The following is a 20,135-nucleotide window of genomic DNA, read 5'->3' as shown; positions in this document are numbered from 1 at the left end:
AAAAAATAATACAACACGTTCAAGAGTTCCAGAGGGGTGGCACATATTATAATGCCATTTTTTTTAAACAAATTATACGTCTGCGATGGGTTTGTAAAATGGACCGAACCGATGGTTCTTCTTTTGCTCTTGTGACGTTTTGACCGGATTAAAATCCGGCCCTACAATATGGGTCGAGGCTAGCGCCTCTTTTTAAAGCTTACGCTTTAGATTTTCCTTTACCTCATCAAACCATTCTTTTTGCAGGATGCTCAACACAATAGAATCACGACGAACATCACTATTAGCGGTTGGCATATGACTTCTTAAAACGCCTTCAACTTTGCAGCCGATACTTTTCATGGCGGCAATACTACGTTCATTATTATTATCGGCACGAAACTCTACACGCTCCACACCAAGGGTTTCAAAGGCAAATTGCAGTAATAAAAATTTACAATGTTTGTTAAGCCCGGTTCCTCTAAAAGCCGATCCGTACCAGGTATATCCCAGCTGTAGTGATTTATACTCCAGATTCATGTCGTAGAAACGTGTTGAACCTGCATACTTTTGTGTTTTCTTATCGAAAACTATAAACGGAAATTCTTTTTGATTCTCTCTTCCTTTTATTGCCAGTTGGATATAATTGATCAAATTTTCTTTTCCATCTGCACCTACTAAGGAGTATTTCCAGGTTTCGGGTTCGTTAACAGAGATTTCCAGTAAATTATCGGCATCTGATTCTTGCAAAGGACGTAATAAAACAGAATCGTCTTCTAAAATTATAGTATCGGAGAAATTAAAATTTGATGTGGTCATGAATTCTTTTTTTGAGCTGCTCACTATAAAGTCTTCTATTTACTTTATCTAAAAACTATTTCACAGAGAGACACTACGTTTTGCACAGAGATTCGCAAAGTTTTACAAAATTGATCGTTTATTCATTCATTTCGTCATAGCGCTCGGGAACTTGCGGATCGTATAACGGACATTTGAATTCTTCCATCAGGGAAACCAGTGTATTCATGGTTTTTCCTTCGGTTCCGTAACAATCAATTTTGATGCTTTGCGGTGTGGTAATTACCTGGAAAGCTCCTTTTCCGGTGCTGTTTTTCCAGCTGTTTTCGTCCACTCGCTCCCATTGGGAAAAAACGGAATTGATTCTATTTATAATGACGTCAACAGGAAGTACTGCAAGACCGTCTACTTCTTCTTTTTCTACAAGGGCTTCATAAACTTCATGATGGTTCAGATAAACCTCTTCTAAATATCTCCAAAAAAGTAATTCATACATAGCTTGATGTTTTTTTTAGCCCCGATAGCAGTGAAAATCCTTTTGTGACAGGGTTTGGCACAAAAGATTATAACGAATAGCGGGATTAGCTCCTAAAAAAGCTAATGATTAATAAAAAAGGCTCTGTTGTAAACTCCGGTATAGAAACCTTTGCTACTCAGAACCTTTGAACTTTTGTAACTCAAAAAATATTAATATTCGAATGTTCCGTACTCGCTGGTAATCGTAAGCTTTTTAGTGTCTGCCGCTTCCACTCTACCTACAATTTGCGCATCGACATTGAATGATTTTGAAATTGCAATAATATCTTGTGCAATATTTTCGGGAACATAAAGTTCCATACGGTGACCGCAATTGAAAACCTGATACATTTCTTTCCAATCGGTTTTAGATTGCTCCTGAATTAATTGGAACAATGGCGGAACCGGAAATAAATTGTCTTTTATAATGTGTAAGTTCTGAACGAAATGTAAAATCTTTGTCTGAGCTCCTCCACTGCAATGTACCATTCCGTGAATATCAGCTGGTGTATAGGTATCTAAGATTTTCTTGATAATCGGTGCATACGTTCTGGTTGGCGAAAGTACCAACTGTCCTGCATTTATTGGACTGTTTTCGACAGCATCAGTTAAATTTACCTGACCTGAATAGATTAATTCTTCGGGTACTGCTGCATCATAACTCTCCGGGTATTTTGCTGCGAGGTATTTTCCAAAAACATCGTGACGGGCAGAGGTTAATCCGTTACTTCCCATTCCCCCGTTATAGCTTTTCTCGTAAGTTGCCTGTCCAAAAGAAGCCAAACCAACGATTACGTCACCGGCTTTTATGTTGGCATTATCTACCACATCGCTGCGTTTCATGCGGGCTGTTACCGTAGAATCTACAATAATAGTACGAACAACATCACCAACATCGGCAGTTTCTCCTCCTGTTGAATGGATGGTTACACCAAAAGATTTTAGTTCGTTGATTAATTCTTCTGTACCGTTGATGATTGCTGAAATAACCTCAGCAGGGATTAAGTTTTTGTTTCTTCCAATTGTTGAAGAAAGCAAAATATTATCGGTTGCTCCTACACACAATAAGTCATCGATATTCATGATTAAAGCATCCTGAGCAATTCCTTTCCAAACCGAAATATCACCGGTTTCTTTCCAGTACATATAGGCTAATGATGATTTTGTACCGGCACCGTCGGCATGCATAATCAAACAGTGCTCCTGGTCTTGCGTTAAATAATCAGGTACAATTTTACAAAATGCTTGTGGGAATAAACCTTTATCAATATTTTTTATGGCGTTGTGTACGTCTTCTTTTGATGCCGAAACACCTCTTTGTGCGTACCTTTTGCTAGAATCTGAACTCATGAAACTTAGTTTGTGTTGATGTGGTGCAAAGATAATCCCTTTTTTTAATTCTTTGATTGATTCGTATGTCTGATTCGCAAAAAAAATCGGCAGGCTTTTAGGCACTGCCGATTTTTTTCTATAAAATTGGTTATCAAAAATTGAGTTTTTAGTATTTTACCTCCAATCCGGCATTGAAGCGTTCTGGAATAGTGTGGTTCTCGAACCATTACTATTACTGCTGGAAATAGTAACTTTTTGTATCGTGTTGGCTGATAAACCATCATTCGATGTATTGACATAAATCAGCTCTGCTTCATTTGGAGAGAATTTTACATCGAAATCATTAAATCCATTTGGTTTTTGACTTGCCAGTTCAGTTGAAGTATTGTCCGCAGCTGTGTAAATAAATATTCTGGAGTCTAATCGTCTGTAAGTCGAATTTTCGAATCCTGAAACATCTCTGGTATAGGCAATTTTACTATTGTCTACAGAAATACTAAGACCGCTTGCTCCACCCGTTACTCCGGAAAGTACCTGATACAATACATCACCGGCGGTATTGATCACATATATCTCAACATTGTATCCCGACATATCATTTACTTTAAGTACAATTTGTGACCCGTCCTGACTCCATTCACATTCTGAAATGAATTTTCCGTTTGGCGTTTTAAACAATTGAATCAATCCCGATCCGTCAGAATCAATGCGATACAGTCTGTCAAAATTTGGATAAATAATTTGTCTTCCGTTGGTGCTCCAGCAATAATTAACATACTCCATATTAAATCCTGCTATAGGTATAAAGTTTGTAATTTTTTTGACATCAGTACCATCCGGATTCATTGTGAAAATTTGATTCAAAGATCCGTCAGAACTTATATAAGCAATTCTGTTGATGCTTAAATTTTTTCTCGGTCTGTAGCTGTTTACTTCGGCAGATGACAATTGAAGTTCATTTCCGGCTTCATCAGCTGTATAAATGACATTGTTGTTTTTTACTTTTTTAACATACAAATATCTCGGATTTGGAAATGCTAAAGTCGTAAAAGAGTTTGTGACACTATTTATTGGTTTATTAATTCCATCATCAGCTGTTACCTGCCAATAGTATTTCGTGCTAAAACTTAAACCTGAAATATTAAGTTTTGTGTCTTTTAGATTGGCATAGGTTTTAGTTTCGTCTGTTGTTCCGTTTTTCACCGTAACGGTATAGGTCATCGGATCTGATTCCGGATCTTTTGCCGTCCATGTTAAATCCAGTGTTAGCGGTTGCCCTGTAGCGTTGTCTGTAGGTGCGGTTAATATGGGAACATCTGGTGGTTTGTTGTTGGCAGTAGAGACTTGTAACTCAAAAATAATCTGAACTGTTATGTCTTTCTCCACAGTGGCAGGTTCAAATCTGGCGGTAAAACCATCTTTTTGGGCCTGAAAAGAATATTTTCCCATTGTTATATTATCTATCTCGAAATATCCGTCTTTATCCGAAAATACGGTACTCGTAGTTGGGCTTGAAGAAATACGTGCGTTTTCTATTCCTTCATATGTTCGGGCATCTACTACTCTTCCTTTTACTGCTCCCGTTCCTGTTTCATCGATTTGATCTTCACTACAAGAAACCAAAAGCATAAAGCATATCAATATTTTTAGTCCTATTTTCATTGCGGTCTTGATTTTGTTAAACTTATACTGATTTTTTTCTCAATTTGTTATTGAAAAAATATCACTCTTTGGTATTACACCAGCGAACTATTATTTCTTGTGCTTGGAACTTCTTGGGAAGTAATAAGTGAGTCCCAAACCAAGTCTCCAGTAATAATCATCTCTTTTACCTCTTACGATATAATCAACATTGTCGCTAAAGGTCATATTATATTCTGCGAATAATTTTACTCCTAAATTACTAGTCGCCATATATTCTAAACCACCTCCAAACTGAACTTTGCTATGAAAATTTTTGTATTCTTTATTAAATTCAAATCCGTACCCCCCAAAAACAAATGGAGTCAGGATATCGCGAGGCAATATGATACATTCGAGATTGAGATCTGTAGACACATATCCCAATTTGTCTCTTCCTTTATTGGCAATTTTGAATGCATTGGCCGAAGCACTTATGTTAAAAGCCGGAGTGAAAAAATACTTCACCGCTCCTCTGATCATTGGTGCCGGTTCGGGACTTTTATAATCGCCTTGTATAATGGCTGTTCCTCCGGAAACCTCTATACCAAAAAGGCCTCTTTTATCTTCTAAATTTCTATCGTATAATTGTGCCAGATCGGCTTCGCTTTTTTCTGTATCATAGGCAGATACAAAAGCATCGATTTGATTTTGAGGTGCATTCACTTCCCAAAGCTTGTCTTTGATTCCTTGTACAATAAGGCCTTCAACGGCTTTTTCTATGGCTTCGGTAACTGCCAGCTGAATGGGTTCATTTCTTGTAAAACCGGTTTCTACTTCCAAAAGTCGATTTAGATTTACGTATCGAAATAAACTGGCGTCTATACTTTGTGATAAGATGGTCTTAGAAACGTAAACAGTGTTTAGTATTTTTCCGTTTGAGGTGGAAACCAATCTTAAATATACCGTAACCCGATCTTGTCTGTATCGTGTAGAACCTCCGGCGCCAAAATATCGGGCTCCAAAACCTCCGGTAATAATATTGGTGTCATAGGAAATAATACCACCTTCTAATAAAACTCCTGCAAAGAGTAAAGGCGTCAATACTGTTTCACCGCCTTCTTTTTTTGCTTCATATTCCTGACGTGTAGACCGGATAATGTTTCGTTCGTTTAATAAATTCCCCAGATTCTCACGTTCTATAGGAACGAACCATTTTGAATCTTGAAGTGCTTTTATTAAAATAGAAGTAGCACCCTGAGTAACTGCTGTGCTAAATGTGCTTCCAACTTCAGTCGCTTTGTATTGACCTGTCTGGTCTTTAAATTTATACACCCCTACCACAATCTGTTCTTTTGGTTTTGGCATATCGACTAAGTGTTCAGTTGCAGAAGTGTTTTCTCCAAAAACAGCTTTCTGAACTCCTACGGGTTGATTAAAATAAGCGCCACATCCTGAGAGTAGGCAGGTTATTAACAGTAGAAAAAGGAGAGTTTTATTCATAATTAGTTATTTTTTAATAATAAAACATGAACTTACTTTTATAAAAATCGAATACCAGACTATTTACCCGGTATAATAACTTGCGTTTGCTCGCCAGTTTCAATATCCAGAATATTGACAACCATTCCTAAGTTAGAATTGTAAATATCCACAGACAGCGTTCCGAAGACATAATTACCAGGAGTAAGTCCTCCGCCTCCACCGGTACCGCCTCCGGTACCACCTCCAGAACCTGTACCTGAACCAAATTGACTATCAAATAATGAATTTGAAATTCTATTGAGCAATTGGTTATTTAAAGTACTTTTAAAACGCTCCAGATCTGTTGGCTGCTTGTATCCGCCATTTGCAGTAGTATCTTTATAATCATTTTGTGCCTGCGCAGAACTAAGCATCCATTGATAATTAAAAGTCTCACCACCGCTAAAAGCCGGATTAATAGGCTTATAAGCAAGATCCTGTGAAAAAGAAACGGTACAAAAACCCAACACAAATACGAATGAAATTAAATTTTTCATATTGCTGTTATTTAGTTTCCTACATTAAAAAAAAAGAAAAACTCCTCTACAAAAATTACTTCTCGATTATTAATATTGAGTTATTTATTAATACTGAGTTATTATTTTATTCTGTTTTTCGATGTCTTTAAAATACTTAAATGCTTTTGATGCTGCAGATTCTGCCATGTATTTTAAAAAATCTTCGTCCGGACGCGAAATAAATTCTTCCACTATTTCTCCATCTATCAGAATAGTAATTTTTGTTGTACGTCCAAAAGTCAATTCCTCTTGAACGGTCACGATTTTACTTGTATTAATTCTTAGCTTTGAATATTGTGTATAAAAAAAATCATAAAAATCATTTCCCAGTTTTGTTTTGGTATCATTAGCAACAATCCCGATCATTTCAATTCCATCTACGGGAATTGGTTTAGCGGCATCTGATACTTTATCTTCTCCAAAAACAACACGGTCTTTACCTATCAATTCATTTTTTTCATCATAAATCAATAGCAATATTATAATCTCGTCTTCTGGTGTAAAATTGACTTGCGTTTTAGAAAGTTCAACTTTTTGAATCGGTTCTAATGTGACTCTGCCATCCTGAGCATTATTTGATTTATTCGAGTTTTTTTTATTTTTTTTAAATACAGTCAATTTATAAGATATATTTTTAAACTGCGATTTTAAGTTTTCTGCAGTTCCCGTAATAGCAAGTAAATTTTCTATTTCTTTTACTTCTATTTTGGCTTTTACTTCTATGTGAACTTCCTGAGAAAATCCTGATTCAGAAAAAAAAATAGCAAAAAATGCAATTAGTAAGTTCAAATACTTTTTCATGACACTAGCGATTGAATATGTAAATTGTCCCCGAGTTTCCCGTTTGATTAATTATTAAATCTTTAGATATCGAATTTGAACCAGTACTAATTACCGACAAATTATTGCCATACTGATTGATTCCCATGGAAGTGATTCCGCGTGAGTACATCGAAAAATCACTTATATAATTATTATTGCCTGTTTGTGTGTAGGACTGATTGATTTCATCAGCATTTTTGTAGACATTCATGTAGTTGTTGTTGCCTGTCTGTTGTGCGGTAACATAAGCATTACTGCTTATGATGGTTAAATTGGCTTGATTGTAATTTCCAATTTGAGCAACTGTTACGATGTTGTTGCTTTTAATATATTGACTTATCGTTTGATTTTGATTGCGATTGTATGCTTCATTTAATAAATAGTCACTTCTATTCACATCAATTACCTGAGCGAATAAAATCCCGGTGATTAGTAAGGATACAAAAGTGGCTAAACGTTTCATAACATATTGTAATTTAAAAAAAGGAAGAACTTAATAGCTCAAGCTCTTCCTTTTTCTGGTTTATTCTTAGTTAGATTGAATTACTACACTTCCATTTAAGAAACCTGTTTGAGTAACTGTGCTCATATGATCATTTCCAAATTGTGCAGTAGCTGCAAAGTTACCGGCTCCGTATTGTTGAATACTAGAGGTGTTGTCCCAGCCTAATTGTAGAGTAGCTGCATTGTTAAACAGTCCTATTTGATCGGTAGATGCAGTGTTGCCATATCCGAATTGAAGAGTCAAAGCGTTATTAGCAAGACCAAATTGATTAGTAGTAGCTGTATTAAAGTTACCAATCTGTAACACATCAGAATTATTGTAAGCTCCAATTTGAGTAGTAACTGCAAGATTACCGAACCAGATTCCTTGAGTGATACTAGAATCGTTATTGTCTCCAATTTGTGTTACAATAGCAACATTTCCTCCTCCTAATTGTCCAACAGTAGACTCGTTATCATCTCCGTACTGTCCTACAATTGCAACGTTGGCAATACCTATCTGGTCAACATCTGAGCTATTAGTTGCTCCTACCTGAACTACCAGTGCACCATTTAATAAACCTGTTTGGTCCACATCACTCATGTTACCTTGCGCAAAAGCTGCGACTCCTACAAACAGCATCGCGGAGATGCTTAAAATTACTCTTTTCATAATAAATATATTTAATTGGTTATTAATACATTTTATTATGTAGGTCAGCGTGATTTAGGGAAATCATGCAATCAAAATCTCCATTCGAAAATAAAAATTAAAGCCTTATTTTCTTTCTTTCATGATCAAAATTAGAAAACTTATCGCCAACCAAAACAGGTATAAATACCTATTTTCCAATATCTTAATTACTTTTCGATGAAGTGTAAAACTATCTCGATGAACTACTTTAATGCTTTTTTTCGTTGGCAAGAAAAAAGCTACTTTTCATAATTTAGTCACAATTCAATTTAAACATTTGTTAAAATAAAGACATAATGATATTATTTTAACAAAACCATAAAAAAAATCCCATCTCAATAAAGACGGGACTTAATGGGGTATATTCTAAAATATTACTTCGTAAATAACAATTCTCTGTACTTCGTTAAGGTCCAGCTTTCATCATCTACTAATAATTCTAATTTATCACAATGATTACGAATGTCCTCAAAATAAGGTTTTACGTTATTGCAGTAAGCTTCGGCCATCTTTTGCGCATCAGTCAATTGGTTTGCCGTTCTTCGTTCACTCGTCATCGCCAATACTTTAGAATTGATTCCTTCAATGTGTCCTGAAATTTCTTTAATGAGAACTATTTGCTCTTTTGCAATAGTTTCAAACTCTTTACCAAAAATTTCTTTTAATCCTTTTACATTTTCGATTAAAGTATTTTGATAGCGAATAGCCGTTGGAATAACATGATTTCTGGCAATATCCCCTAATACTCGTCCTTCAATTTGGATTTTCTTAGTGTATTCTTCCAATTCAATTTCGTAACGTGCTTCTGCTTCTACGTGATTTAAAATTCCTAATTCATCAAATAACTCCAAAGCTTGTTTTGAAACCTTAGCTTTAATAGCTTCCGGAGTAGTTTTAAAATTACTTAATCCTCTTTTAGCGGCTTCTTTTTCCCAAGCTTCGCTATATCCGTCTCCTTCAAAAAGTATTTTTTTAGACTGCTTGATGTATTCTCTCAAAACATTAAAGATGGCATCGTCTTTTTTCATGTCTTTAGATTCAATCAAAGAGTCTACCTCTGTTTTAAAGTCTCTTAATTGTTTGGCCACAATAGCATTCAAAGTAGTCATCGCGTTGGAACAATTGGCATTTGAACCTACAGCTCTAAACTCAAATTTATTTCCGGTAAAAGCAAAAGGAGAAGTTCGGTTACGGTCTGTATTGTCTAAAAGAACGTCCGGAATTTTCCCAACTACATTTAACTTTAAGTCTGTTTTTTCTTCAGGGGACAATTTTCCAGTGGTTACACTTTCCAATTCTATTAATACTTTAGACAATTGTGCTCCAATAAAAACCGATATAATTGCCGGTGGCGCCTCATTAGCTCCCAAACGATGATCGTTGCTCGCTGTTGCGATAGACGCTCTCAATAAAGTTTCGTAATCATTAACCGCTTTAATTGTATTGATAAAGAAAGTTAAAAACTGTAGATTACTCATTGGCGTTTTACTCGGACTCAATAAATTAACTCCTGTATCTGTTGCCAATGACCAGTTATTGTGTTTTCCGGAACCGTTTACTCCTTTAAAAGGTTTTTCATGAAACAATACTTTAAAATCATGACGCTCCGCTACACGCTGCATCACATCCATTAATAAAGAGTTATGATCTACAGCCAGATTGGTTTCTTCAAAAATCGGAGCTAATTCGAATTGGTTTGGCGCTACCTCATTGTGACGAGTTTTTACCGGAATCCCCAACAGCATACATTCCTGCTCTAAATCTCTCATATACGTTAAAGCACGTGTTGGAATAGAACCGAAATAATGATCGTCTAATTGCTGCCCTTTTGCAGAAGTATGTCCCAGTAAGGTTCTTCCTGTCATCATTAAGTCAGGACGTGAATTGGCTAATGCTTTATCAATTAAAAAGTATTCCTGTTCCCATCCTAAAGTAGCAGTAACTTTCTTTACATTTTTATCGAAATATTTACATACTTCCGTCGCAGCCTCATCCATAACGGATAGTGCTCTTAATAATGGAATCTTATTATCGAGCGCTTCTCCTGTATAAGCGATAAATACGGTCGGAATACATAAGGTTGTACCATATATAAATGCCGGAGAAGTTGGGTCCCAAGCGGTATACCCTCTTGCCTCGAATGTATTTCTTATTCCTCCATTCGGAAAACTTGATGCATCAGGCTCCTGCTGTACCAATTGAGCTCCTCCGAATTTCTCTACAGGATCACTTCCGTCATAAGAAGTTTCAAAAAAAGCATCATGCTTTTCTGCTGTTGTGCCTGTAAGTGGCTGAAACCAGTGTGTATAATGAGTTACACCTTTTGACAATGCCCATTCTTTCATCCCCATGGCGATATAATCGGCCAGTTTTCTGTCTATCTTAGTTCCGTGTTGAACGGCATCTCTCACTCCTTTTAAAGCATCAGAAGTCAAAAACTGCTTCATCGCTTTCTCATTAAACACATTTGAACCAAAAATGTTTGACTTTCTGTCTATTTCTTCAAAATGTACAGGCTTTCTGTTGGAAGCTTCTTGTAAAGCTTGGAAACGTAATGTTGACATGTATAGTGGGTTTAAAAATTCGTAATTATTTTCATTAAAAAAGTGAAACAAATATAATCAATAAAAACCCCTGTTTGAAACATAAACCAGAGAATTTTATTCGATGATTTTTCAACGTTAAGCGGTTTTTTCAAAGAATAATGAATTTGATTCAAAGAAATATAACAAAACACCGCAGTATTATTCATTAAATAAACATTTTTTCATAATTCCTTAAACTAAAAATTTAAAAAACATCCTTGATTTTTACGAATTTGCCTTTTTAAGGCATTAAAAATTACTTTTTTCAAAATATACCCCCTCACAAATTAATCTTATCCAAAAAATAATACCACTTCAAACAAAATAGCCCCCTAATTTTTAGGAGTAGAAAAATAAATCTATATTTGTCCCAACAAAAAAGAAACAAGAAAATTAATTTATATTATTATGGCTAAAATTAAGTTAGAATACATTTGGTTAGACGGATATGAACCAACCCAAAATCTTAGAAGTAAAACTAAAGTTGAAGAGCATGAAAATTTCAAAGGAACATTAGAAGAACTAGGAAACTGGTCATTTGATGGTTCCTCTACTAAACAAGCCGAAGGTGGATCTTCTGACTGTCTTTTGGTTCCTGTTGCAATATATCCAGACCCAACCCGTATCAACGGATGGTTAGTAATGTCAGAAGTTATGTATGCTGACGGAAAACCACACCCTTCTAACGGTAGAGCTACAATTGATGATGATAATGATGATTTTTGGTTCGGATTTGAACAAGAGTATTTTATCATGGATACCAAAACTCAGCTTCCACTTGGATTCCCGGTTGGAGGTTACCCTGCTCCACAAGGAATGTACTACTGCTCAGTAGGTGGAAAAAATACTCACGGAAGAAAATTAGTCGAAGAGCATGCTGATCTTTGTATCGCAGCCGGAATTAATTTTGAAGGAATCAATCAGGAAGTTGCCTGCGGACAATGGGAATTTCAATTATTCGCTAAAGGTGCTAAAAAAGCCGGAGACGAAATCTGGGTTGCTCGTTACTTATTAGATCGTTTGACTGAAAAATACGGTTACTATATTGAATACCACCCAAAACCACTTGGAGATACAGACTGGAATGGTTCAGGTATGCATGCTAATTTCTCTAACGAAGTACTAAGAACATGTGGAGACCAGGCTACTTACGAAAGAATCTGTGAAGCTTTCAGACCTGTTACTGCAGAGCACATTGCAGTTTATGGAGCTTACAACGACCAACGTTTAACCGGTAAACACGAAACCGCTTCTATTCACGATTTTTCTTATGGCGTTTCAGACAGAGGATGCTCTATCAGAATTCCATTAATGACCGTACAAAAAGGATGGAAAGGCTGGTTAGAAGACAGAAGACCTGCTTCAAACGGTGATCCTTATAAAATTGCTGCAAGAATTATCAAAACTGTAAAATCAGCATTGTAATTCAGCTTTAGAACATATACAAAAGTGCTAACGTAATGTTGGCACTTTTTTTATGGAATTGTCTGTCCTATCAATCGAAAAGACAAACGTCGTGTAAATTTTGAAAATAACTTTTTAATACTTAACGCTCTGATTCTGCCCGAAAATGACAGACAGGATAAATAATTATAATTGATATAATTTAAAAACTATCTTTGTGAATCACTAAAAAAATACCCTAATGGTTTGGATTTTCTTTTTAATAGCAGTTGCACTTATTCTCGCTTTAGACTTAGGCGTTTTTAACAAAAACCCACACATCATTAGTACTAAAGAAGCAAGTAAATGGACACTGATCTGGGTAACCTTATCCTTTCTTTTTTCAGGAGTTATCTATTGGCTCTATACTACAGATTACATCGCAAATCCTGACAATCTGAAACCCGCCGTTGCTTCCATGAAGTTTATAACCGGTTACCTGATTGAGTTATCTTTAAGTGTGGACAATATTTTTGTGATCGCCATTATTTTTGCATCGTTCAAAATACCACAAAAATACCAGCATCGTGTTTTATTCTGGGGAATTCTGGGAGCCGTTGTTTTCCGTGGACTAATGATTTTCTTTGGTGTAATGCTTATTAATAAATTTGCATGGACTACTTATTTATTTGGAGCCTTTCTGCTTTTTACCGCAATCAAGATGCTGTTTACGGGCGAAGATGAAGATTTTCAGCCCAAAGATTCTTTCATTTATAAAACATTAGGAAAAATCATTCCGATTACTTCCCATATGGAGGGAGAAAAATTCTTCATTCCCACAAAAACAGCAAAAAAAGCAGCCACACCATTATTTGTAGCGCTGATTGTGATTGAATTCATGGATGTGCTTTTTGCCGTAGACAGTGTACCGGCAATTCTAGCCATTACTTCTGATCCTTTTTTAGTGTTCAGTTCTAATATTTTTGCCATACTGGGATTGCGTTCGATGTACTTTTTCTTAGCAAATATGCTGGCAAAATTCAGCTATTTGGAATACAGTCTTATTGCTATTTTAAGTTTTGTAGGATTAAAAATGCTGCTTCACGATTTCATTCACGTACCGGAATGGGCGTCATTAGCCTTCATTGCTCTTTCCCTTTTAGCGGGTATTCTGGTTTCTTTAAAATTTGGAGCAGAAAAAGAACTTACTGATACAAATAAGGAATAGCACTTCAAAATAGTGTCAATAAAAAAAGGAGATCGTCATGATCTCCTTTTTTTATTTTATACTCCAATGATTAGTTTAATTGCTTAACATTACTATCATCAATGTTGTACTTTTTAATAACTGCGTTATAATCTAAATTATCAGTTGTTACTTTTTTTCCGGTTTTTGCATTTATCCCATCATCTCCCGGAATAATAACTACTCTGAATACTTTTCCTAGCCTAAAACTACTCGGCAATTGAGAATAATCACTTAAACTACCCGTAATAAAGATTGTAACTCTATTTTTTGAAAAAGTATAGTTATATTGAGCAGTTTCCAAACCATTATTGAAATAGTATACCTGAGGTAATAATGCCCAGCTATCTGGTGCGCTTGTACTTACTAATTCATACACTAAAATATTATCTCCTGACAACATACCTGAAGGTGTACTGGTAACAGAATAATTTGGCCCAACAAAATTGGCTTTAACTTCATAAACATAAGGAATTGCAGAATCTGCTCCCGGAGGCCCCACTGGTCCTTCTGGTCCTTCACAACTAGAAAATGTAATCAGTCCAACGACTGCAACTGCGAATAGGGTAAGTATCTTTTTCATAATTTCTGTGGTATTATTTGTTTTTAGAATATACATATATAAAGGTATTCCAAAAATCAAACCAAAAAAAATATTTGATACCGTTCTTATTCGATTTTTCTATTATTTTTTTGTAACCTGCTGATTTTTAAGCAGTATTTTATTAAAAAATAAAACGTGATAGGGTAGTGAATTCTCCCAATACTCCCAGGTATGCGCTCCTGCACGTTCGGTATAATCGTGATCTACTTTGCTGTAAACCAATCTTCGATGTAGCTCTCTGTTAGGTTCTATCAAAAAATCATCTACACCACAATCTATAATCAGAGGGAGTTTATTTGCTTTAAGTTTGTCCAACATTCCCAATACAGCATATTTCGCATACATTTCAGAGTTGTCACTTTTATCCCCAAAAACAGGCTGCATTAATTTCACCACCTGTGCCGATGCATCTCTCTGTAGCATTACTCCCATATCTACCGCCCCACTCATACTTCCGGCAGCACAAAACAAATCAGGATGCTTGGCCGACAAATACAAAGCGCCGTGACCTCCCATAGAAAGTCCCGTGATTACCCTTCCGTTCCTGTTGGTTATGGTTCGGTATGTTTTATCTACTTTTTGAACGACCTCTTGTGTGATAAAGGTTTCGAACTGACTTCCTTTGTTTACCGGACTATCCAAATAGAAACTAAACGTTTCTCCTTCGGGCATGACTATGATTATATTATACTGATCGGATAAATTTTGTACTAATTTCTTACTGGGAGTATTTTTTAACCAATCGCTAAAATGTCCGTAAGCACCATGCAATAAATACATCACCGGAAATGCAGCTTTGCTTTTGGCATACGAATTAGGCAAAACAACCGCTGCTTTATAGGTTTTACTCATGGCTGTACTCGCAACTTGAAGGGTATCAACTTTTGCGGCATAACTCATTGAAGAGATCCCCATAAGAACAGCAAACACTAAAATCTTAAAGTTTTTCATAGTTAAATTTTCTGATTAAGGTTTGTAAATATAACTTTTTCAGCATAAACCATATGAAAAATCTGATTGTTTTTTCGATGCTGAATTGGTGAATTTGTTTGATTTTTTTTTATTTAAAACTATAATGTTTTTTTTCACAAATCACGTTAGTTTGCATCAATTAAATGAAACAGTAAAATTCCGCAAAGAGACACAAAGGATACGCAGAGATACACAAAAGATTAAAAAACTTCGTGTATCTCTGTGCTTTTTTTCGCGAGTCTCTGTGTGATTTTGAAACAACAGAATTCCACAAAGAGACACAAAGAACACGCAGAGATACACAAAAGATTAAAAAACTTCGTGTATCTCTGTGCTTTTTTTCGTGAATCTCTGTGTGATTTCTTCGTAAGTCTCTGTGCAACTACAAAAGTTTTACTGAATGACAATTTTATGTTCATTGCGGTATTGAGACGCACTTTTACCGGTGTACTGTTTAAAAGATTTACTAAAGTGACTAAAATTATTGAATCCACTTTCATAACAAACTTCATTAATACTTATTGGTTTCTCTGCTAAAAGCTTTGAAGCATGTACCAAACGGTATTCGTTTACAAATTCGGTAAACGTTTTATTGGAGATTTTTTTAAAGTAACGACAAAAAGAAGGTGTTGTCATACTTATCAGATTCGAAACTTCATCAATGGCAATCGATTCCTGAAAATGATCTTTCACATAATTAAAGATTACATTCATTCGGTCATTATCCTGAGTCTGCAATTCTAACGAAAAACCATCTGCATTTAGAACCGTATATTCTTCTGATGAATCTAACTCATCCAAAATACTTAAAAGTGTAAGCAAACGTTCAAACGGAAGCTGATTTTCCATCATCTCGATTCTTTTACCTACTTTTTTCTTCGTTTCTCCTCCAAAAGCAATTCCTCCTTTTGACTGATTCAAAACATTTCGAACTTTTTTCATTTCGGGTGCTACAAAAAAATCATTGCCCAAAAATTCAGGTTTAATATGAATGACCGTTTCGTCTGTATTTCCCGTCATTTCATTCGTAAAACCACAATGTGGCAGGTTGGCCCCTATTAAAAGTAAACTGCCATTGGTGTAATACGAAACATGGCTTCCTATTTGTCTTTTACCTGCTCCCCCATTGATGTAAACCAGCTCAATTTCGGGATGATAATGCCATAAATGTGCCTTACTGTTCGTTTTTTCCGCATGTTTGGTATACGTAAAGGAGCTTCCGTAAGAATTAGATATCACTTCAAGAGCAGGGGCAATCGTCTTCATGATAAAGTTTTTAGAAAATAATAGCGAATTTAACAAAATCACCTAACATAATTCATATTTTAACCTATAACGGTTTCGTAAATGAGAATATATCATAAAAAACCCAAAAAACACTAAATTCAAAATCACAATTATTCCCGTATTTTTTTTATACTCGTTTTTTTTCCAATCTTTTTTTAATATATCCTATTTAATCAGGTCTTTTTATAAGTATACAATATATATGTAAGAATTATAGATGTATTCATAGATTGTTCAAAATTTAAAATCATTGAAAAATAACAACGCAATTAACAAAAACACCTATAATAATTCAAATTTTAACCTATAACGGTTTCGTAAATGAGAATACAGCACATAAATTGGCAAATAGAGTTGCGAAAAAAAATCCGGTTCTCAAGTAATTTAGCTTCAGAGAATTGAACGAATCATTTAAAACGAAAAGCTATGAAAAACATTTTAAAATTAAGTTTAGTCTGTGCGGTACTCTTTTCAGGAATAAGCACTTATGCAATTGATGAAAATGGTAACAACAACTTTAACCTTCACGTATTAAAGGGTAATGGAAAGCTAATTACGTTTGCTCTAAACCAGGTGCAAAAAGCCAGTTTGAGTATTTATGACCAAAACGGTTCATTAATCTACACTGAAAATGCTTCAGGTAAAGAAGGAATTTTAAGAACCTTTAGTTTAGAAGAATTTCCGGAAGGAACCTATTTCTTAGAAGTAGAAGACAACGTTAAAAAAATAAGACATGAAATTACAATTACAGATGACAAATCAATATTATCTGCAAAAGCAATTTCATCTACCTATAAAGCAGATTTCACTGCTCAAAATTCAAACGTAGCAGTACGTTAAAAAAGTTTATGCTTTCATAAAGTATAAAAATGAGGTTAGATAGTTAGTAAAGTAAAAACGTGATTGTTTTAAAACAGCTCTTTGTGGTTATTGAGCTGTTTTTTTTTGCTTATAAACTAACGGGATTAACCGCAAGGTGCGCAAAGTTTTTTTATCCCAAATTACGTGTAGTAACCGCAAAGTTCGCAAGGCTTTATCAATAATTAGCTTTGCGAACTTTGCGGTTGTATAAAAAAGATAGAAGAAAACTTTGCGCACCTTGCGGTTAAATCCTAAAACACACGTTTTGTAAGAATGAGAAACTAAACCACATTGCCTTAACTTTATGAAAACATTAAAATATAATCGCAGAATTAACACTAACGCTAAAAATAATTCAAATTTTAACCTATAACGGTTTCGTAAATGAGAATATAGCATAGAAATAAGAAAACAGAGTTGTGAGAAAACCATTGTTTCATAAGTAATTTAGCATCAGATAATTAGAATTATTAATCTAAAAACTAAAAGTCATGAAAAAGATTTTAAAATTAAGTTTAGTATGTGCAGTACTTTTCACCGGAATGAGTACATATGCAATTGACGGGAATGAAGATTTTAATCTTCATGTATTAAAAGCCAACGGAAAGCTAATTGCATTTGCCCTGAACAAAGTGCAAAAAGCAAACCTGGCAATTTATGATAAAGACGGTAGCTTACTTTATACTGAAAATGCTTCAGGTAAAGATGGGATATTGAGAACTTTTAATCTGGAAGAACTCCCAGCAGGAACCTACTTTCTGGAAGTTGAGGACAACATCAAAAAAGTAAGACATGAAATTACTATTACTGAAGCTACTACGGTACTTTCCAGAAAAGCAATTTCATCGAGTTATAAAGCAGGTTTTTCTGCCAAAAAAACAAGTGTCGCTGCACGTTAAAATTTTACCCCTTACCCAAAAAAAGCGAATTTATTTAGTTAGTGAAAATAGTACGTTTTAAACAGCTCTTTGTCGTTATTGAGCTGTTTTTTTATGTCCTTCTCTCATCTCAAACAACTGATTTTTATATTTTTAGAAAAATATTCTTAATAATTATAAAAGAGTAGTTTACACACTATAAAAAAAAATCAAAATAAAAACATCCATCATCCCAGTAAATACGTACATAGTTCACGTAAAACACAGAAACATCTTTAATTCAGCAATTTAAGTATTGAAAAAAGTAAGTTTTTTGCATAAAATTAAATTTCTATTTGTAGTTTTACGCGTTGCAAAATGAGTAATAAACAATTAAAAAAGACATGACAAATTTAACGAAGGTGGGCTTAGTTGTTGCCGTATTTCTAACAACAATTTTTACGTATGCATTTGATGGAAAAGGGGATTATATTTTGAATATAAAAACCGGAAATGGAAAAGTAGTTAGTTTTACTTTAAACTCCATTGAGAAATCAGTTTTTACTATCTATGACGAAAACAATAACTTGGTTTACACAGGAGAAACTGCTTCAAACCAGTTAGAAACGTCAAAAACTTTAAGTTTAGAGGCATATCCTGCCGGAACTTACATCCTGGAAGTAAAAGAAAATGGTAAAGTTGCCAAACATGAAATCACGGTTTCTGCTAAGAAATCAAAAACTGTAAAGATGGACGAATCAGTGAACAAAAGCCCTGCTTTCCGTCGCTAATTGTTTTTACTTGAAATTGAAAAGCATCAGCGGGGCTGATGCTTTTTTTTGCTTATTCCTTTTCTTTCCCTCGTAATTCCTCTCCTATTTGAACTAATTTCCAAAATACAGCAACATCTTTCGGTATAGGAATTTTTAATTCGCCTACTTTTAAATCTTCGCTATAAAGTGACGAATGCAAAATAGCATAACTTAAATCTAAAACATCAATTGCCGTAAAGCTTTGTTTAAACTCAGGTCGTAATTCCGGACTGTGCGCAAAACAAACATTTCCAGTTTCTTTCTCATCCATAAACAGCAAGCCGCAACAATTGGCAATAAATTCAAAAGTTACGGGATTTAATGTCACACTAGTATTGTCTGCTTTTTGAAAAAGCATCTCCAGCCTGAAATAGCTTTGGCTGTTCTCTAACACTGTTTTTAAAATAAGCTCTTCCAACTCAGCATTAATACGAAGCCCAACTCTATTTTCTACAAGACGTAAATCATTTATTTTATTTAAATAGTCTTCAATTCTCATACTCCCACTCTCTAAATCTTTATAAAGTTAGATTATTTTTTAGCGCAACTAAAATAATTTCAAGCCTTAAACGTTTTTATATCCATAAGAAATTATTTACCAGACAAGATTTTACCATTGTTTTCGACTCTAATTTTATCGATAAAGTCAAAAAAACATCGCCAAAATGCATGTTATATTACTGATTTAGATATATTTGCAAAAAACACAATCAACTAACATTAAATAATTCTCTTGCTTTTAAATTGTTCAAAAAAAATAAAAATAATATCAAGTCCCCATTTAAATCCATTTTCATGAAAGAAAAACTAGCTATTGTAATGCTATTGACTCTGTTTTCTATTCGTGTCTCTGCTCAAAGCGAAAAATTGTATCAAACCGATAAAGTAAGCGATAAATATGCCTATGTTGATGTGATGAAAACCTACGAAAGGGTTGCAGCAAAAGGCTATAAATCTGTAGATTTATTTCAAAAATTAGGAAACTCCTCTTACGCCAAATGTAATTTGGACAAAGCCGCAAAATGGTATCGCGAGCTTTTCGCTCTTACCACCGATTTAGAACCTGAATATTATTACCGCTACGCAGAATCGCTGCGATCAATTTCCCTATATCAGGAAGCCGACGCTCTTATTGAAAAATTAAAAACAAAAGTTCCGGTAAAGAAGAAAGCTTAATTCGCTAAAAAACAACCACAACATTGTCATTTCGACGTAAGAAGAAATCTTCGCAAGTAGCTCCAC

The 20,135-nt window shown here is 34.8% G+C and carries 20 protein-coding genes; 6 read left to right on the top strand and 14 right to left on the bottom strand.

Going from position 1 to position 20,135, the window contains the following annotated elements; all coding sequences use genetic code 11:
- Positions 1-192: 192 nt before the first annotated feature.
- The 10 genes from M4I44_RS11950 to M4I44_RS11905 all read right to left on the bottom strand — a co-directional run bounded on the left by M4I44_RS11950 (position 193) and on the right by M4I44_RS11905 (position 10,850).
- On the bottom strand, positions 193-798 hold the full coding sequence (locus M4I44_RS11950; RefSeq protein ID WP_017498723.1) for a GNAT family N-acetyltransferase: 606 nt from the start codon (positions 796-798) through the stop codon (positions 193-195).
- Between the two features lie 118 nt (positions 799-916).
- Entirely contained in the window at positions 917-1,273 is a 357-nt protein-coding gene (locus M4I44_RS11945) for a hypothetical protein (protein ID WP_249964835.1), read from the bottom strand.
- A 191-nt stretch (positions 1,274-1,464) separates the two neighbouring features.
- Positions 1,465-2,643 carry an AIR synthase related protein gene (locus M4I44_RS11940; protein WP_026110216.1) on the bottom strand — a complete coding sequence of 393 codons (1,179 nt, stop codon included), beginning with the start codon at positions 2,641-2,643 and terminating at the stop codon, positions 1,465-1,467.
- A 156-nt stretch (positions 2,644-2,799) separates the two neighbouring features.
- Complete coding sequence (locus M4I44_RS11935; protein WP_051041455.1) at positions 2,800-4,287, bottom strand: carboxypeptidase regulatory-like domain-containing protein; 1,488 nt, start codon at positions 4,285-4,287, stop codon at positions 2,800-2,802.
- A 90-nt stretch (positions 4,288-4,377) separates the two neighbouring features.
- Complete coding sequence (locus tag M4I44_RS11930) at positions 4,378-5,748, bottom strand: CsgG/HfaB family protein (protein WP_249964834.1); 1,371 nt, start codon at positions 5,746-5,748, stop codon at positions 4,378-4,380.
- A gap of 59 nt (positions 5,749-5,807) precedes the next feature.
- Entirely contained in the window at positions 5,808-6,266 is a 459-nt protein-coding gene (locus M4I44_RS11925) for a curli assembly protein CsgF (protein ID WP_017498728.1), read from the bottom strand.
- Between the two features lie 87 nt (positions 6,267-6,353).
- Positions 6,354-7,088: a curli production assembly/transport protein CsgE gene (locus M4I44_RS11920; RefSeq protein WP_249964833.1), complete on the bottom strand. Its 735-nt coding sequence runs from the start codon at positions 7,086-7,088 to the stop codon at positions 6,354-6,356.
- 4 nt (positions 7,089-7,092) lie between these two features.
- Positions 7,093-7,572 carry a hypothetical protein gene (locus M4I44_RS11915; RefSeq protein ID WP_017498731.1) on the bottom strand — a complete coding sequence of 160 codons (480 nt, stop codon included), beginning with the start codon at positions 7,570-7,572 and terminating at the stop codon, positions 7,093-7,095.
- Between the two features lie 66 nt (positions 7,573-7,638).
- Complete coding sequence (locus M4I44_RS11910; RefSeq protein WP_081603555.1) at positions 7,639-8,265, bottom strand: hypothetical protein; 627 nt, start codon at positions 8,263-8,265, stop codon at positions 7,639-7,641.
- Positions 8,266-8,660: 395 nt separating this feature from the next.
- The gene (locus M4I44_RS11905) at positions 8,661-10,850 is read right to left on the bottom strand and encodes a glutamine synthetase III (RefSeq protein ID WP_026110219.1); all 2,190 of its coding nucleotides are present in this window, start codon (positions 10,848-10,850) and stop codon (positions 8,661-8,663) included.
- Positions 10,851-11,279: 429 nt separating this feature from the next.
- Here M4I44_RS11905 and M4I44_RS11900 point away from each other — a divergent pair, with 429 nt between their 5' ends.
- Together M4I44_RS11900 and M4I44_RS11895 are read left to right on the top strand one after the other, a co-directional pair.
- The gene (locus M4I44_RS11900; protein ID WP_017498734.1) at positions 11,280-12,296 is read left to right on the top strand and encodes a glutamine synthetase beta-grasp domain-containing protein; all 1,017 of its coding nucleotides are present in this window, start codon (positions 11,280-11,282) and stop codon (positions 12,294-12,296) included.
- A 220-nt stretch (positions 12,297-12,516) separates the two neighbouring features.
- Positions 12,517-13,482: a TerC family protein gene (locus M4I44_RS11895; protein WP_230000383.1), complete on the top strand. Its 966-nt coding sequence runs from the start codon at positions 12,517-12,519 to the stop codon at positions 13,480-13,482.
- Positions 13,483-13,552: 70 nt separating this feature from the next.
- Here M4I44_RS11895 and M4I44_RS11890 read toward each other — a convergent pair whose 3' ends face one another.
- From M4I44_RS11890 to M4I44_RS11880, 3 genes are all read right to left on the bottom strand, one after another.
- A complete protein-coding gene (locus tag M4I44_RS11890) occupies positions 13,553-14,083 on the bottom strand; it encodes a hypothetical protein (protein WP_233430765.1) in 531 nt (176 codons plus the stop codon).
- Positions 14,084-14,185: 102 nt separating this feature from the next.
- Positions 14,186-15,055 carry an alpha/beta hydrolase family protein gene (locus M4I44_RS11885; protein ID WP_249964832.1) on the bottom strand — a complete coding sequence of 290 codons (870 nt, stop codon included), beginning with the start codon at positions 15,053-15,055 and terminating at the stop codon, positions 14,186-14,188.
- Positions 15,056-15,469: 414 nt separating this feature from the next.
- Positions 15,470-16,342, bottom strand: a complete 873-nt coding sequence (locus M4I44_RS11880; RefSeq protein ID WP_017498570.1) for an AraC family transcriptional regulator — start codon at positions 16,340-16,342, stop codon at positions 15,470-15,472.
- Positions 16,343-16,789: 447 nt separating this feature from the next.
- Between M4I44_RS11880 and M4I44_RS11875 the strand changes: the two genes are divergently transcribed.
- The 3 genes from M4I44_RS11875 to M4I44_RS11865 all read left to right on the top strand — a co-directional run bounded on the left by M4I44_RS11875 (position 16,790) and on the right by M4I44_RS11865 (position 18,872).
- Positions 16,790-17,203, top strand: coding sequence for a T9SS type A sorting domain-containing protein (locus tag M4I44_RS11875; RefSeq protein ID WP_249964831.1), 414 nt, complete (start codon positions 16,790-16,792; stop codon positions 17,201-17,203).
- Positions 17,204-17,715: 512 nt separating this feature from the next.
- Complete coding sequence (locus M4I44_RS11870; protein WP_249964830.1) at positions 17,716-18,123, top strand: T9SS type A sorting domain-containing protein; 408 nt, start codon at positions 17,716-17,718, stop codon at positions 18,121-18,123.
- A 362-nt stretch (positions 18,124-18,485) separates the two neighbouring features.
- Positions 18,486-18,872 (top strand): hypothetical protein, encoded by a 387-nt coding sequence (locus M4I44_RS11865; protein ID WP_017498567.1) that lies wholly within the window; start codon positions 18,486-18,488, stop codon positions 18,870-18,872.
- A gap of 52 nt (positions 18,873-18,924) precedes the next feature.
- Here M4I44_RS11865 and M4I44_RS11860 read toward each other — a convergent pair whose 3' ends face one another.
- Positions 18,925-19,392 (bottom strand): type ISP restriction/modification enzyme, encoded by a 468-nt coding sequence (locus M4I44_RS11860; RefSeq protein WP_249964829.1) that lies wholly within the window; start codon positions 19,390-19,392, stop codon positions 18,925-18,927.
- 296 nt (positions 19,393-19,688) lie between these two features.
- Here M4I44_RS11860 and M4I44_RS11855 point away from each other — a divergent pair, with 296 nt between their 5' ends.
- Positions 19,689-20,069 carry a flagellar motor protein MotB gene (locus M4I44_RS11855; RefSeq protein ID WP_070906901.1) on the top strand — a complete coding sequence of 127 codons (381 nt, stop codon included), beginning with the start codon at positions 19,689-19,691 and terminating at the stop codon, positions 20,067-20,069.
- Positions 20,070-20,135: the final 66 nt, after the last annotated feature.

The organism is Flavobacterium sp. B183, from assembly GCF_023539155.1.
GTDB classification, from domain to species: domain Bacteria; phylum Bacteroidota; class Bacteroidia; order Flavobacteriales; family Flavobacteriaceae; genus Flavobacterium; species Flavobacterium tructae.
The sequence above is the reverse complement of the archived record's forward strand: the minus strand, read 5'-3'. Positions and strand labels throughout refer to the sequence as shown.